Here is a 14,522-nt window from a genome sequence, read left to right as displayed (position 1 = left end):
TTTTTGAGGAGTCAGGATGGTAGTTCCTGGCTCCTTGTTCCATTGTGAGGGATTTGATTTGCGAAAAAGCTTGACTATTCTGGGCTTGTTATTCATAATATTAATCGTGTCAAGCGAAACGGTGCTGCCGTTTCTGGCACAGTCAACCTTCCGGACCAAACTGGGGCAGCGGGCTGCTACTCAAGATGTCCAGGTGACCCTTGGCTCGAGTCCGTCGGCCTTGTTGGCGTTGGGGCGGATTCAAAACCTGGATGCCGTGCTGCATCAAGCCAAGGTGGGACAGGTCTACTTGAAGGAATTGACGCTTAAAGGCCGCAATGTCCAGCTCGATATGCCGGCTCTGTTCCGAGAGGAAGGCGTTCAAGTGCAAAATGCGGAGGAACTTACCTTAAAGGGAATCGTGGATGAGGAAAATCTGCGCGAAGTCCTCCAGCGCAAGATTGACAAAATCGAGAATGTCCAAGTCGATATCAACCGGGAGCGGATTCTGGTGACGGCTAATGCGAAGGTCTTTGGCCGCGTGGCTGATATCGAGATGGAGGGGAAGATTCTCGAAGACAGTGGCTCGTTGTATTTTTTCATGACGAGACTTGATATGAAAAATACCCGTATCGGTACGGCCAAGCTCGGCGACATGTTTGGCAATATCCAGCTGACGGCACCGAATAAACTGCCCTTTGGCATGAAAATCCGTCAGGTAGAGCAGACCGATGGGGCAGTAATCCTTACTGCCAGCCGGGATAACAAGGAATAAGGTGGAAAAATAATGAAGGTATTCAAGTACAACCGATGGCTGATACTGCCAATTGTTATCGGCCTGGTGGCTGCGCTCGCTATCGGTTTTCAGCGCCATGGTGTGGAACAGCAAAATCGCCAAGTAGATATGGCGATTGATTACGAGGGTCTTTTGGAGCTGGCTGACCGTGAAGGATTGCCGGCCGAGGATGTTCTGCGTCAGGCGAAAGACGCTGGTATCACTTCGCTGGCTGTATATGAAACGACGTTTAAGAAGTTCAATGAGAATGGCAAGGCTACGGCTATTGCCGGCAGTCAGTTGCTCGCAGACTATCATAGTGGCCGTTTAGCGGACCCGCTCTGGCAGAATCTCATTGCTGCTGGCAAGATTAAGGGCAATGAAGTCTATGTTGTCGGTCACGATGCCCAGACCTGGAAAGAACTCAAAGAGGATCTTCCACGCCGTTTGGGAAATGACCGAGTGGAGCTGTTTACGGTCGGGACGGAAGAAGTCATGGCAGTAAAAGCCCATTACGAATCCTTCCTGAAGCTGAACATTGGTATGCCAACCGATGAACTCAAAGCGGTAAATGATGCCGGATTCTATGTCCTGGCGCGGCCGAGCAATTACGAGGACTGCACGCCGGAAGATGTTCAGGCTGTTTTTGACCGTTTGGATGGTTATAAGGTTTCGGAAATCGTATTCTCGGGTAAGCAGGTACTTGGTGCCCCGAAAGCGTTGCAGACTACGATCGATGAGATGAAGGATCGCAATTTGACCTTTGGCCTCATCGAGGCAACGACCCAGCTGCAGTTCTTCAAGCAGAGCGGGATGGAGGAAGTCGCCAAAGGGCTTGGGTATGATAAAGTGGCCCGCCTCTATTCGGTTCCGAAAGATGAGCAGCCCAAATTAAAGATTGATGCAATCGTTGAGCGTTGGTCGAATACGGATGAAGAACGCAATATCCGCATTGACCTCATGCGCATCTACGATACGCCGTCTCCGAATATGACGCTTCTTGAGACGAATATGAAATATTTCCGCGATACGCATGACAAGTTGGTAGCACATGGCTATACCATTGGACCGGCTGCTACCTTTGTACCATTCTACCCGAGCAAGGTGCTTCGCGCCCTGGTAATGGTAGGTGTGGCGGCTGCGGTGGTCCTGTATCTGACCTTGGTGATTCCTTGGCTCAATGCGCGGCCGAAATATGCGTACTTGCTGTTTGCCGTGTTTGCGCTGGCTGCAGCGGTGCCGATGGTGATGGGAAATGGCACGAAAATCCGCGTGCTGGCGGCATTGGCCAGCGCCAATGTTTTCCCCGCCCTCGCGGTTATCTTCCAGCTTGACCGCATTCGTTCGTTCAAGAATAAAGCGGGAGTCGCTCTGCCGCGTTTGATCATCACGGCAGCCCTGGCACTTTTTGTTACGGGCGCTATGTCGTACGTTGGTGCCGCATATCTGTCTGGTTCGCTGGCAGATACGGAATATCTGTTGGAATTCCAGATTTTCCGCGGTATCAAACTGACCTTTGTCATGCCATTGATTTTGGTCGGCATTGCTTTCCTGCAGCGTTTTGACATTTTCGATGGCAAAATGGATGATACGGATGGCGTGCTCAATCAGCTCAAGAAGATTCTCGATATGCCGGTTCGCGTCAAGACGCTGTTGGTGCTGTTCTTCGTGCTGGTGGCTGGTGTCATTTTTGTGGCCCGCAGCGGTCATACTTCTGGTATGCCGGTGGCACAGTCGGAACTTCGTTTCCGGGCGCTCCTGGAGCAGGCCTTCTATGCCCGTCCGCGGACGAAAGAGCTCTTGATCGGACATCCGGCCTTTATGCTGGCGGCTATGGCTGTTCTGCGGAAGTGGCCGACGATGGTATTCTTTGCCTTGGTTCTCGTGGCTACGATTGGTCAGGGGTCCATGGTTGAGACGTTTGCACATATGCGCACGCCAATCTATATGTCGTTCATGCGCGGCATTGGCGGTATTGTTATGGGCGCTGGCATCGGTGCGATTGCCATGGTTTTGGTGGAACTTTGGCAGGTTATTTTGGCAAAAGCAAAGGGGAGTAGGGCAGATTCATGAGCAGGATCGTCGTATCGGGATATTACGGCTCGAAGAATGCCGGTGACGAGGCAATGCTGGCCGCAATGCTGGAGGTCCTCGGAGATCTCGACCCAAAACTTCATATTACGGTGATTTCTGCAAATCCCGAAGATACGCGTAGACGTCATGGCGTTGCGGCGATTTCCTGGCTGGGGCTTCCCGCCATCATTCGCGAACTTCGCCAGGCGGATCTTTTGATCAGCGGTGGTGGCAGTCTGTTGCAGAATGTCACGAGCCGGCGCAGTCTCTATTATTATCTGGCAATCATTTTTCTGGCGCGATTCCTGGGCACCAAAGTGATGCTTTATGCGCAGGGGATTGGCCCTATCCTGGGACGAGTTGCGGCCTTTGCTATGAAATGGATTGGCAATCGAGTGGATCTCATAACCGTTCGCGACCAAGGGTCTTTAGCAGAGCTTTCCCGGTTGGGAATCCATAAGCCACCGATTCATTGCACGGCTGACCCCGTGCTGGCCATCCATCCGGTGGACCGTGAAGCGGGGCGGGCGATATTCAAGGCCTATCACGCCGATGGAGCCAAGCCGGTGGTGGGCATCTCCGTTCGTGAATGGCTGGGCTGGACCCACTACAAAGAGGTGTTGGCAGAGGTTTCGGACCGGGTGGTTCGGGAACTAGGTGCCCGGGTCGTCTTTGTTCCCATGCAGTTCCCCGATGATGTTCGGGCAGCGCAGGCTATTGCGGCGAGGACAAAAGAACCTTGTACCGTCCTCAAAGATGAATATACAACGAGTGAGTTCCTGTCAATCGTTGGCAATATGGATCTCATGCTGGGGATTCGCCTTCATGCGTTGATTTTTGCCGGCGTAATGGGAGTCCCGATGATTGGAATATCCTATGACCCCAAAATTGACCGCTTCCTGCAGTCAATCGGCGAAGAGCCTGTTGGCAATTTGCGCGATGTGACAGCCGATGAACTGATGGCGGAGATTCGCCGGAAGTGGAACGACAAGCAGACCTTCCGCCAGCAGAATGCAGAACTGCTGGTGAAGCTCCGCGACCAAGCGGCAAGCAATGCGGAACTCGCGCTTAATTTAGCACATAAATAATAAAAAGCCTTCCTTAAAACAGGAAGGCTTTTTGCTAATTTTAAGATATGTATGGTAAAATAAAAAATAGTGTTTTTTGAACAGTATAAGTATGTAAAGGATGAGATTCTTATGATACATATGCGCAATATTTGTAAGCAATACGATACGGGCACGGTCGCATTAGACCATGTCAATGTCGATATCAAGAAGGGCGAATTTGTCTTTATCGTTGGTGCTAGTGGTGCCGGCAAATCGACGTTTATCAAGATGTTGTTCCGCGAGGAGCTTCCAACCAGCGGCAAGCTGATGGTCAATGGCCACGATGTCGTGCATATGGAGCACCGTGAGGTTCCGTATCTGCGCCGCGAGCTTGGTGTTATCTTCCAGGATTACCGCCTGCTGCCCGATAAGACGGTGTTCGAGAATGTGGCGTTTGCCATGCAGGTTATCGAGGCACCGCGCCGCCTGATGCAGCGAAGCGTCAATTCGGTGCTCGATGTCGTAGGGCTGCGGGATAAGTATAAATGCTTTCCCTCGCAGCTTTCGGGTGGTGAGCAGCAGCGCGTGGCGATTGCCCGGGCGATTGTCAACGATCCGGCGATCGTCATCGCCGATGAGCCGACGGGCAATCTTGACCCGGATACCAGCTGGGATATCATGGATATTTTCAAGCGCATCAATAAGGCGGGAACGACGATTGTCATGGCTACCCATGACCGGGCGATTGTCGATACGATGAAAAAGCGCGTCATTGCCATCGAAAACGGGCAAATCGTCCGCGACCAGCTGAGAGGAGGCTATGGCTATGAAGCTTAGGAATGGGGAATACTATATCCAGGAGGTTGCCCGTTCGCTGAAGCGCAACAACTGGATGTCATTCGCCTCAATCGGTACCGTGGCCGTATCCTTGTTTGTACTGGGGGTCTTCCTGACGCTCGTGCTCAATATGAACCGGCTGGCCTCGACCTTGGAGTCCGAGGTACAAATCAGCGTTTATCTCGAAGACAAGGTGATGCCGAGCCAGCGTGAGGAGATCAAGCAGGACATCGAGAAGATGCAGGGCATTGAATCGGTGAAATACGTGAGCCGGGAAGAGGCAAAGGAGCGCTTGTCCGAGCGCCTGGGTGACCAGAAATATCTGCTGGAGGCGTTGGGGGATAAGAATCCATTGCCAAATGCCTTTGAAATCACGGTATCGCATCCCGATATGGTTGAAACGGCCGCCAAGGTCATCGAAAAGATGGATGGTGTCGAGTCGGCCAAATATGGACAGGACGTCGTGCAGCATCTCTTTGATATCACGCGGCTTATCCGCTTGTTCGGCCTGGCACTTATGGTGCTGTTGGCAGGAGCAACGCTCTTCATCATATCCAATACGATCCGGCTGACGGTATTTGCCCGCCGCAAGGAAATTGCTATCATGAAATACGTCGGGGCAACGGATTGGTTTATCCGCTGGCCGTTTATGCTTGAAGGCGTCGTGCTCGGCTTTGTCGGCGGTGTCATCGCCGCGGTATCCTTGCGCAGCTTCTATGCGGCGATGGCGGCGAAAATTTACAGCACGCTGGCATTTTTCCCGTTGATGCCGCAGTATCCGTTTATGAATTATATTACGGTAGTCATCGTATTATCCGGCATGATAATCGGCGCTTTGGGGTCAGCGATTTCCCTGAAGCGGTTCCTGAAGGCATGAGGCTGGGAGGAAGACGATGAAGAAGAAAACTGTGGAACGGATGACGGCGGCAATGCTTGCCGTGAACTGTTTTATGACGGTGCCAGCGCAAACGGCGCTGGCTTCGCTCGAGGATGACAAGGCCGACTATGAGCGCAAGGCCGAGCAGAAGAAAGCGGCCAGTGAGGCGCTGTCGCAAAAGCTCGAATCCCTGTCGGAGGAAAAGCGTCTGCTCGATGAAGAAGCCGAGGCGGCAATAAACGAACACAAAAAATTCAAAGAAGCGTTTGACGAGACGACCGCGCGCATGGCCGATAACGAAGTGCGGCTAAAAGAAGTCAAGGCAGATTATGAAGTAAAAAGCGCGCGACTGGCCAAACGCGTTCGCGATATCTATATCAATGGCCAGATTTCGTATCTGGATGTGCTGTTTGGGGCCAAGGATTTTTCGGACTTTATGACCCGCATGGATTTACTCAAGAAAATCATTCGCCAGGATTATGACCTGGTGCATGGCGTTCTCGATGAAAAGAAGGATATCGAGGCCACTCAGGCCAGTCTCGAAAAGGATAAAAAAATCCGCGAGGAACAGGAATTAAAGGCCCGTCAGGCCAAGCAGGTTATGGAGGAGAAGGTTCGCCGCCGGCAGGAACTCATTGACAAAATGAAGTCTGATAAGGCGACGGTCGACCGCGAGTACGACGAACTCATGGCGGCTTCCAAACAGATTGCCCTGATGCTCCAACGAAGCAGTATGGCAAATCTGCCGGTATCGGGTGATGGTTCGATGATTTGGCCGGTGGGCGGTACGGTGACTTCCGAATTCGGCTGGCGTACCCATCCGATTTCGGGAACGCGCAAATACCACAGCGGCATCGACATTGGCGCCGATTACGGCACGCCGATTGCGGCGGCGCAGTCTGGCACCGTTGAATACGCCGGCTGGATTTCCGGTTATGGCAACACCGTTATCATCAACCATGGCGGCGGTATCACGACCCTTTATGGGCATAACCAGTCGCTGGCGGTGTCAGCTGGCCAGCAGGTCAGTCAGGGCGAGACGATTGCCTACTGCGGCTCAACGGGCAACAGTACCGGTCCCCATTGCCACTTCGAGGTAAGAAGCGGCGGCGAACCCGTAAGTCCGTATAACTACTTGTAACACTTGACCGGTCAATAGATAGAAGGTGCATAGTTTGAAGAAAAAGAAAATCGTCCTGGGAATCGTGGCGACTGCCCTTATCTCCAGTTTGTTGACGCTGATGGGACTGGCGTCCCTGCTAGGGCTCGATGGACAGCGGACGCTCGATATGGTTCGTTTCCTGGGCGTTAAGCGGATGATTGAGCTGCGGTATGTGAGTGATGTCGATTCGCAGGCACTCATGGATGGTGCTATCGATGGCATGGTCAAATCCCTCGGTGACCCGCATTCCATTTACATGAAGGCGGATATGTACAAATCTCTCAAGGAACATACGGCAGGTGCCTTCGGCGGCATTGGCGTGACGATGGGCTTCAAGGACAACAAAGTCACGATTGTCTCGGTTCTCGAGGGGACGCCAGGCGAGGCGGCAGGCCTCAAGGCCAACGATGAGATTGTAGCGGTGGACGATGTCCCCGTTACCGAATACCAGCCGGAGGAAGTCTCCATGCACATCCGTGGCGAAGTCGGCACGGATGTCAAGCTGACAATCCATCGGGCAGGCAGTGAGGATGAAGATTATACCATCAAGCGCGATACCATTACGATTCGTTCAGCGAAAGGCAAAATGATTGAGGGAACCGAGATGGGCTATATCCGCATCGCGTCATTTGGGGAGAATACAGGCAAAGAGTTCCAAGAGGAGTTCCAGAAGCTTGAGGAAGCTGGCATGAAAGGGCTGGTCCTCGATTTGCGTGAGAATCCGGGCGGACTCATCAAGAGCTGTGTCGAAGTAGCGAATATGCTCGTACCAAAGGGGCCGATTGTTTCGGTCGTACAGCGCGATGGTTCTAAGGAAGAACACGACTCGGAGCTCGAAGCGCCGAAGGTTCCTGTGGTGGTGCTGATTGATGGCAACAGTGCCAGTGCCTCGGAAATCCTGGCTGGTGCCCTGCAGGACACGGGAGCCGGTACGCTGGTAGGAACGAAATCCTACGGCAAAGGGTCGGTACAGGTGGTCGTTCCGCTGTTTGAAGATGACGGGTTGAAACTCACCATTGCCAAGTACTACACACCAAATGGCCGCTGCATCGACGGTATCGGCATCGAGCCGGATGTAGAAGTAGATTTCCACGAAGGTGATGCTTCCGATGTTCAGCTGGAAAAAGCAAAAGAAGTATTGCAGGGAAAATTGTAAAACAGCAGTGCTGAGAATGAGAAGGACCGTTGACTCAAAAGAGAGTCAGCGGTCCTTTTTAATTACAGTATTACCGATGTTCACGAATACATTCCAGGAAAGCTTCGCCGTATTTTTCCAGCTTTAATTCGCCGATGCCTTTTACGCTTAGCATTTCGTCGAGTGTTTCGGGCTGGACGCGGCACATGTCGCGCAGGGTGGCATCGGAGAATACCACGTATGGCGGGATGTGGTCACGGGCGGCAATTTCTTTGCGCAGGGCGCGGAGGTAATCAAAGAGTTCCGGAGCAGCCGGTTCTTTTTCCTGTTCTGGTTTCGGCACGGCCTGATAGACTTTTTCCTGTCCTTTGAGCACGGCATAGGCGCTGGGCTGTAAGGTGAGTACTGGATACTGGCTTTCGGTAAGGGCCAGATAGTCGGTGGCGATAAAGCGCTGAATAAGAAGTTTTATATCGGCAAGGCTGCGTTCTTTCATGAGACCATAGGTGGAGAGTTCTTCAAAATGGAACTGTTTGACGCGTTTATCGTTGGAACCTTTGAGAACCTGAGCGACCAGCGTCAGCCCGAAGCGTTCGCGCATGCGGTAGATGCACGAGAAAACCTTTTGGGCGTCGATGGTGACGTCAACGCGCTCAAGACCGGCTTTGCAGTTGCCACAGTTGCCGCAGGTTTCGGGGGCGGTGTTATCGCCGAAATAATGGATGATGAAATGGCGCAGGCATTCCGGGGTATGACAGTAGTCGACCATTTTCTGCAGGCGGCCGAGATTGTGGGCTTTGCGCTGCGGGTCTTCTACCGATACATCGATGAGGTATTTTTGCGTCATGGGGTCCTGCGGGGAAAAGAGCAGGATGCAGGTGCCCGGTTCGCCATCGCGCCCGGCGCGGCCTGCTTCCTGATAGTAGGCTTCGATGTTTTTGGGCATGTTGTAGTGGATGACGTAGCGGACGTTGCTTTTGTCGATTCCCATGCCGAAGGCGTTGGTGGCCACGATGACCTGAACGTTATCGTAGAGGAAATCATCCTGTGCCTTGGTGCGCTGTTTTTCGGTAAGACCGGCATGATAGCGGCCGACGGCAAGTTTCTTTTTCTTCAAAAGTTCGTAGACTTTATCGACTTCTTTGCGGGTGGCGGCATAGATGATGCCGGATTCGTCCGGATGGTTTTTGACATAGCTGACGATGAATTTCTTTTTGTCTTCGCCGCGGCGGACTTCGAAGTAGAGATTGGGACGGTCAAAGCCCGTGATGTGAATCTGCGGGTCGCTTAAGTTCAGCAGTTTTATGATGTCGTCTTTTACTTCCGGTGTCGCCGTGGCGGTAAAGGCGGCTACGAGCGGGCGGTGCGGGAGTCCGGCGATAAATGGTGCGATCTGACGGTAGCTCGGGCGGAAATCATGCCCCCATTGTGACAGGCAGTGAGCTTCGTCGACGGCTACCATGGAGATGGGCTGGTGCTCGAGAATGTACTGGAAGTAACTGGTATCGAGCCGCTCCGGGGCGACGTAGACCAGCTTGTACTGCCCTGCGGCAATCGCGTTGAGGCGTGCGTCGGATTCGGCTAGTGACAGTGTACTATTGATATAGGTGGCGGGGATGCCCTGTTCGGCAAGGGCATCAACCTGGTCTTTCATCAGGGAAATCAACGGAGAGATGACCAGGGTCAGCCCTGGAAAAATCATGGCGGGAATCTGGAAACAGATGCTTTTGCCAGCACCGGTTGGCATGATGGCAACGGTGTCTTTGCCGGAAAGCAGGCTGTTTATTATTGGCTCCTGTGCCGGGCGGAAGCTGCGATAGCCGTAGAAGCGGCGCAACAGTTCCAGTGCCTGGTCAAAATATGGGTTATCCATGAAAAATGGCTCCTATCTTAATGTTTTTCTTAACGTTTCTTTATGTTTACGCAACTATTCTATTTTATCATAATCTGATAAAATAGGTTCAGACAGTTGGAGGAATTTGTAGTAAAGTATAGAATAGAGAGAGTAGACTTTTTTAGATGAACCTGTAGGAGGAAAACCTTCATGAATTATCACCGCATCATGAAAAATAAAAAGAACCACCTGGCACTGGCCTTGGCCGGTGCTATGTTTATGATGACGCCGGCAGCTTATGCGGCAGATGTTTCGCTTCAGGATGCTATCAATCGGGCATTGGCTGAGAATACGGGACTAAAGGTCACGCAGAAGGGCGAGGATTCTGCTAAATATAAGCTGGAAAAGGCCAAGATCCAGAATGGTGTTGCTCCTGCTGTTACTGGTGAACTCAATGCGGAAAAGAAGGATTCGGGTGCAACGGATGCGTCGGGAAAATTAGCGGCAACGGTTTCTATTCCGATTTATTCCGGGGGGAAAAATCAGGCAACGATTAAACAGGCGAAAATTGGCGTGCAGTCGGCCGATTTGCAGACGGAACGCGAACGCGAAAATCTTAAACTCAATGTAATCAAGGCGTATTATAATGCGCTCGAAGCGAAGAAAACAGTAGGTGTCCGTCAGGAGACTGTCGACAAGTACAAGGAACATTACAACAATGTCAATCAGCTTTATTCCGCTGGTGCTAAGGCGCGGATTGATGTAATCCGCTCTTCGGTAGAGCTCAGCAATGCCCAGCAGAATCTCATCAAGGCTGAGAACAATTATGAGGTCGATTTGGCGACGCTGCGCAATTACATGAATATGGACCGCACGGAACCACTGAACCTCACGTCGGATTTTTCCTATGATGTGTTTGGCATCGATATGAATGACTGCATCGATTACGCTTATAAAAACCGCAAGGACTTGCTGGTTGACCAGTATAAGCTCGAACAGCAGGAGCAGGCGATAAAGGCCGCCAAGGCAGGCTATCTGCCATCGCTAAAGGTCAGCCTGGGGCTCGACCAGACGGAAAAATACAAGCCGTCGAGTTCGTCGAGTCATGGGGCTTCGGCGGGGGTCGGCCTGTCGTGGAATATCTTTGATGGCGGTCTCACCCGGGCAGAGGTGAAATCGGCCAAAACGGATTACGATATCGCCCGGCTCAATTTGCTGAAGGATAAGGAAGATATTGACCTTTCGGTCCGTCAGGCATACTATAGCATGCGCGAGGCGGAAAAACGGTTTAATTCTACGAAGGATGCCGTCAATCAGGCCGAGCAGGATTACTATATCGCCAGGGAGAAATACCGTGCAGGCGAAGGCCTGATGCTCGATATCATCGATGCGCAGGAGGCGCTGTCCACAGCACGGCTGAATCAGATCAGTGCGCAGTATGATTATGCGCGCTATAAGGCAACGGTAGAAAATGCGATGGGGATTGGTTTGAATGCCAGTGAAACCGCGGCGGCTGGTGATCTGGAAAACGATGTCGATGCGACGCTTTCGCAGTCGTCCATAGCGGAACGCGCTGGCGATACGGCAGAGGCATTGCGGGCCGCAGAGCAGAAGCAGGCAGAAAGAGATGGAGAAACGAAATGAAGCTTAGATTCGATTGGAAGGTCAAGACCGGAATAGCTGTCCTGGTTTTGGCGGCAGCAGCCTTTGGCGGCTGGAAATATTATCAAGGGCAGCAGCAGGCGAAAAAAGCCGCGGCGGTGGAAACGACGGATGTCATCCGCATGGACATGAAATCGACGGTATCGGCGACAGGAACAATTCGTCCGGTAAATTCGGTTGAGGTAAGTTCCAAGGTCACGGCACGTATCAAGAGCGTACTGGTAAAGGAAAATGATACGGTTACGGCCGGACAGACGGTGGCTACGCTGGAGGGCAAAGACTACGAAGCCAAACGCGACCAGGCGCAGATTAAGGTGACGAATACGAAGGCGAAATACGACCGTGTCAGCTATCTCTACAGCATCGGTGCCAATACACAGGCGGAGTTAGAGGATGCACAGATGAATTATGAGACGGCGGTGTCATCTCTTTCAGAAGCGCAGTCGGACATGAATGAGATGACGATTACGGCACCGATGTCGGGCGTAGTCATTGGTGAGCCCAAGACGCCGGGTACGATGGCGGTACAGGGGACGAGCAGTCCGACTGTCATCATGCGCATTGCCGATTTGTCAACGAAACAGATTCAGGCTAAGGTCGATGAGACGGATATCGGCAGTGTAAAGGTAGGCCAGACGGCTACCTTTACGGTGGACAGCTATACCGGCAAGACCTTTACGGCCCGCGTTACGAATATCTCGCAGACGGATACGAGCAATAGCTGGGATACTTCTTCTTCGTCGAGTTCGTCGTCGACGTCGGCCAGCGTCATCTACTATTATGTGACGCTTGATGTTGATGACCCCGATAACGAATTGCTGCCAGCGATGACGGCTCGTGTTGAAATCAATACGGCGGAAAAGCCGGATGCCTTGGCTGTGCCTATTTCGACGCTCAAGACGGATGCGAATGGTTCCTATGTTATCGTCAAGAATCCAGACGGGACGCAGGAAAACCGCTATGTGGAGACCGGCATTTACAGCGATGAATACGTGGAGATTATTTCCGGGCTTTCAGAAGGCGAGCAGGTCGTAAATACGTATACGGCCAAAACGTCTGCAGCCAAAACAAGCAGCAAAAAGAATCAGGGCGGTCCACCGCCGATGTAAGGTGAGGAAAGCAGGGTAAACTATGGAAAAAAAGGAAAATCGTTATCCGACCATACAGCTTTCCGGCATCCGGAAAATTTATCATATCGGTGGCGAGGAGCTCGCAGCCCTCGATGGTATCACGACCAATATTTATCAAGGCGAATTTGCCGCCTTGATGGGGCCGTCGGGGTCGGGCAAGTCGACCCTTATGAATATCCTCGGTTGTCTCGACCGGCCGTCGGAGGGCTCATACAAGCTTGATGGTGAGGAAGTGGCCGGCCTCAGTGATGATAAGCTGGCCATTACGCGCAATCGGAAAATCGGCTTCGTCTTCCAGAACTTCAATCTGCTCTCGCGCATCTCAGCCCTCGAAAATGTCGCCCTGCCACTTGTCTATGCAGGCGTGGGGCGCAAAGAGCGGCTGGAGCGGGCCCGATACTATCTGGAGGCAGTAGGTCTTGGGGACCGTGCCGACCATCAGCCTAATGAATTGTCCGGCGGCCAGCGCCAGCGCGTGGCTATTGCCCGGGCGCTCGTCAACGACCCGCATATCATTATGGCCGATGAACCGACCGGTAATCTGGATACGAAGTCGACGAAGGAAATAATGGAAATCTTTGAGACGATGCACGAAAAGGGGCGCACGATAATCCTGGTTACGCATGAACCGGAAATTGCCGCCTGTGCGAGCCGTCAGCTTTTGGTGCGCGATGGCAAAATAACCCGTGACGAGGGAAAGGGTGTGGTCATGGATGTTGTTTAGTGAAAGCTTCCAGATGGCGCTTACTTCCCTTTATGCCAATAAGATGCGCAGTTTGCTGACTATGCTGGGCATCATTATCGGTGTCGGTGCGGTTATCGCATTGGTGTCGGTCGGTATGGGCGTGCGCAGCAATGTCACAAGTTCGATTGCCAGCCTGGGTTCTAACATGCTGATTGTATCGCCAGGTTCGTCAAACCGCGGTGGTGTCCGCGGCGCGGCCGGCTCAATGCAGACGCTTAAATACGATGATGCGGAGGCAATCAAGAACAAGATAAAAAATATCGATTATGTTTCGCCATCGGTATCGAGTTCTTATCAGGTCGTTTATGGAAATAACAACTGGAAGACAACGGTACAGGGCGTAACGCCCGAGTTTATGTCCATCCGATCCTTGTCCGTCAGCAACGGTTCGTTTATCTCGCTTAATGATATGAATAAGCGAAGCCGTGTGGCGGTTATCGGAACGACGGTGGCATCGAATCTATTTGCCAAAGAGAATCCAGTGGGCAAGAATATCCGCATCAACAATCAGCCGTATAAGGTCATCGGCCTGCTCGATTCCAAGGGGCAGTCCTCGATGGGCCAGGATCAGGACGATATGATTTATGTGCCAATCACGACTGCGCAGGAGCGCATGCTCGGCATTACCTATGTCCAGTCCATCAACATTCAGGTCAGTGACCAGAAATACATGGACCAGGTTCAGGCGGAGGTAGAAACGCTTTTGCGCACGCGCCATCATCTGGTCGGGGACAAGGAGAATGACTTTAACGTCCGCAATCTTACCAGTCTGATGGAAACGGTCAATCAGTCCACTACGATGCTGACGATGCTGCTCGGTGCGATTGCGGGAATTTCCCTGCTCGTTGGCGGCATTGGCATTATGAACATCATGATGGTATCGGTGACCGAGCGCACGCGGGAAATTGGTATCCGCAAGGCGCTGGGGGCTACGTTCATGAACATCATGACGCAGTTCCTCATCGAGTCGATGGTCATTGGTGTCATTGGCGGTATCATTGGAATTGTAGTTGGCTGCGCGGTATCGCAAATTATCGCAACGGTGGGAAATTTCAAGACGGTTATCACGGTAGCACCGATTGTTATTTCGTTTGTGTTTGCCGTTGGGACAGGGTTGTTCTTTGGCATCTATCCGGCACGGAAAGCCGCCAAACTTGACCCGATTGAAGCCCTGCGGTATGAATGAGGCATCAGTCTTCATTTATTTTTCCAGATTGGTGTGGTATGCTAAAGATATTGTCTAAAAGGAATCAATTCGTATAAG

Annotated in this window: 12 protein-coding genes; 11 read left to right on the top strand and 1 reads right to left on the bottom strand. The window is 52.2% G+C overall.

What is annotated here, in order from left to right; all coding sequences use genetic code 11:
- The first annotated feature begins 58 nt into the window (after window positions 1–58).
- The 7 genes from FZ040_RS05220 (at window position 59) to FZ040_RS05190 (ending at window position 7,908) form a co-directional block, all read left to right on the top strand.
- Window positions 59–754 (top strand): LmeA family phospholipid-binding protein, encoded by a 696-nt coding sequence (locus tag FZ040_RS05220; protein WP_187620251.1) that lies wholly within the window; start codon window positions 59–61, stop codon window positions 752–754.
- 12 nt (window positions 755–766) lie between these two features.
- The gene (locus tag FZ040_RS05215; protein ID WP_149171026.1) at window positions 767–2,827 is read left to right on the top strand and encodes a DUF5693 family protein; all 2,061 of its coding nucleotides are present in this window, start codon (window positions 767–769) and stop codon (window positions 2,825–2,827) included.
- A complete protein-coding gene (csaB, locus tag FZ040_RS05210; RefSeq protein WP_149171025.1) occupies window positions 2,824–3,915 on the top strand; it encodes a polysaccharide pyruvyl transferase CsaB in 1,092 nt (363 codons plus the stop codon). The genes FZ040_RS05215 and csaB overlap by 4 nt, the downstream gene beginning before the upstream one ends.
- 111 nt (window positions 3,916–4,026) lie before the next feature.
- Window positions 4,027–4,713, top strand: a complete 687-nt coding sequence (ftsE, locus tag FZ040_RS05205; protein WP_033171395.1) for a cell division ATP-binding protein FtsE — start codon at window positions 4,027–4,029, stop codon at window positions 4,711–4,713.
- Complete coding sequence (gene ftsX, locus FZ040_RS05200; RefSeq protein ID WP_149171024.1) at window positions 4,703–5,590, top strand: permease-like cell division protein FtsX; 888 nt, start codon at window positions 4,703–4,705, stop codon at window positions 5,588–5,590. The genes ftsE and ftsX overlap by 11 nt, the downstream gene beginning before the upstream one ends.
- A gap of 16 nt (window positions 5,591–5,606) precedes the next feature.
- Window positions 5,607–6,731, top strand: a complete 1,125-nt coding sequence (locus FZ040_RS05195) for a murein hydrolase activator EnvC family protein (protein WP_439653906.1) — start codon at window positions 5,607–5,609, stop codon at window positions 6,729–6,731.
- A gap of 34 nt (window positions 6,732–6,765) precedes the next feature.
- Window positions 6,766–7,908, top strand: a complete 1,143-nt coding sequence (locus tag FZ040_RS05190; RefSeq protein WP_149171023.1) for a S41 family peptidase — start codon at window positions 6,766–6,768, stop codon at window positions 7,906–7,908.
- Window positions 7,909–7,978: 70 nt separating this feature from the next.
- On the opposite strand, the gene recQ is transcribed toward FZ040_RS05190, so the two are convergent.
- Entirely contained in the window at window positions 7,979–9,760 is a 1,782-nt protein-coding gene (recQ, locus tag FZ040_RS05185; RefSeq protein ID WP_149171022.1) for a DNA helicase RecQ, read from the bottom strand.
- A 171-nt stretch (window positions 9,761–9,931) separates the two neighbouring features.
- Here recQ and FZ040_RS05180 point away from each other — a divergent pair, with 171 nt between their 5' ends.
- From FZ040_RS05180 to FZ040_RS05165, 4 genes are read left to right on the top strand one after another with little or no spacing between them, the layout of a single operon-like run.
- Entirely contained in the window at window positions 9,932–11,365 is a 1,434-nt protein-coding gene (locus tag FZ040_RS05180) for a TolC family protein (RefSeq protein ID WP_255448755.1), read from the top strand.
- Window positions 11,362–12,492, top strand: a complete 1,131-nt coding sequence (locus FZ040_RS05175) for an efflux RND transporter periplasmic adaptor subunit (protein WP_149171021.1) — start codon at window positions 11,362–11,364, stop codon at window positions 12,490–12,492. Before FZ040_RS05180 ends, FZ040_RS05175 begins: the two co-directional genes overlap by 4 nt.
- Before the next feature lie 22 nt (window positions 12,493–12,514).
- Complete coding sequence (locus tag FZ040_RS05170) at window positions 12,515–13,237, top strand: ABC transporter ATP-binding protein (RefSeq protein WP_149171020.1); 723 nt, start codon at window positions 12,515–12,517, stop codon at window positions 13,235–13,237.
- A complete protein-coding gene (locus tag FZ040_RS05165; RefSeq protein ID WP_149171019.1) occupies window positions 13,227–14,444 on the top strand; it encodes an ABC transporter permease in 1,218 nt (405 codons plus the stop codon). Before FZ040_RS05170 ends, FZ040_RS05165 begins: the two co-directional genes overlap by 11 nt.
- Window positions 14,445–14,522: the final 78 nt, after the last annotated feature.

This window comes from Pseudoselenomonas ruminis (assembly GCF_008271295.1).
GTDB classification, from domain to species: Bacteria; Bacillota; Negativicutes; order Selenomonadales; family Selenomonadaceae; genus Selenomonas_A; species Selenomonas_A ruminis.
Note: the sequence above shows the minus strand (reverse complement) of the source record. Positions and strands in the feature narration are given on the sequence as shown.

Coding starts and splice junctions, on each gene's coding strand:
- FZ040_RS05170 (WP_149171020.1), top strand. CDS start 12,515: ATGGAAAAAAAGGAAAATCGTTATCCGACCATACAGCTTTCCGGCATC.
- recQ (WP_149171022.1), bottom strand. CDS start 9,760: ATGGATAACCCATATTTTGACCAGGCACTGGAACTGTTGCGCCGCTTC.
- FZ040_RS05175 (WP_149171021.1), top strand. CDS start 11,362: ATGAAGCTTAGATTCGATTGGAAGGTCAAGACCGGAATAGCTGTCCTG.
- FZ040_RS05180 (WP_255448755.1), top strand. CDS start 9,932: ATGAATTATCACCGCATCATGAAAAATAAAAAGAACCACCTGGCACTG.
- csaB (WP_149171025.1), top strand. CDS start 2,824: ATGAGCAGGATCGTCGTATCGGGATATTACGGCTCGAAGAATGCCGGT.
- FZ040_RS05195 (WP_439653906.1), top strand. CDS start 5,607: ATGAAGAAGAAAACTGTGGAACGGATGACGGCGGCAATGCTTGCCGTG.
- ftsE (WP_033171395.1), top strand. CDS start 4,027: ATGATACATATGCGCAATATTTGTAAGCAATACGATACGGGCACGGTC.
- ftsX (WP_149171024.1), top strand. CDS start 4,703: ATGAAGCTTAGGAATGGGGAATACTATATCCAGGAGGTTGCCCGTTCG.
- FZ040_RS05165 (WP_149171019.1), top strand. CDS start 13,227: ATGTTGTTTAGTGAAAGCTTCCAGATGGCGCTTACTTCCCTTTATGCC.
- FZ040_RS05215 (WP_149171026.1), top strand. CDS start 767: ATGAAGGTATTCAAGTACAACCGATGGCTGATACTGCCAATTGTTATC.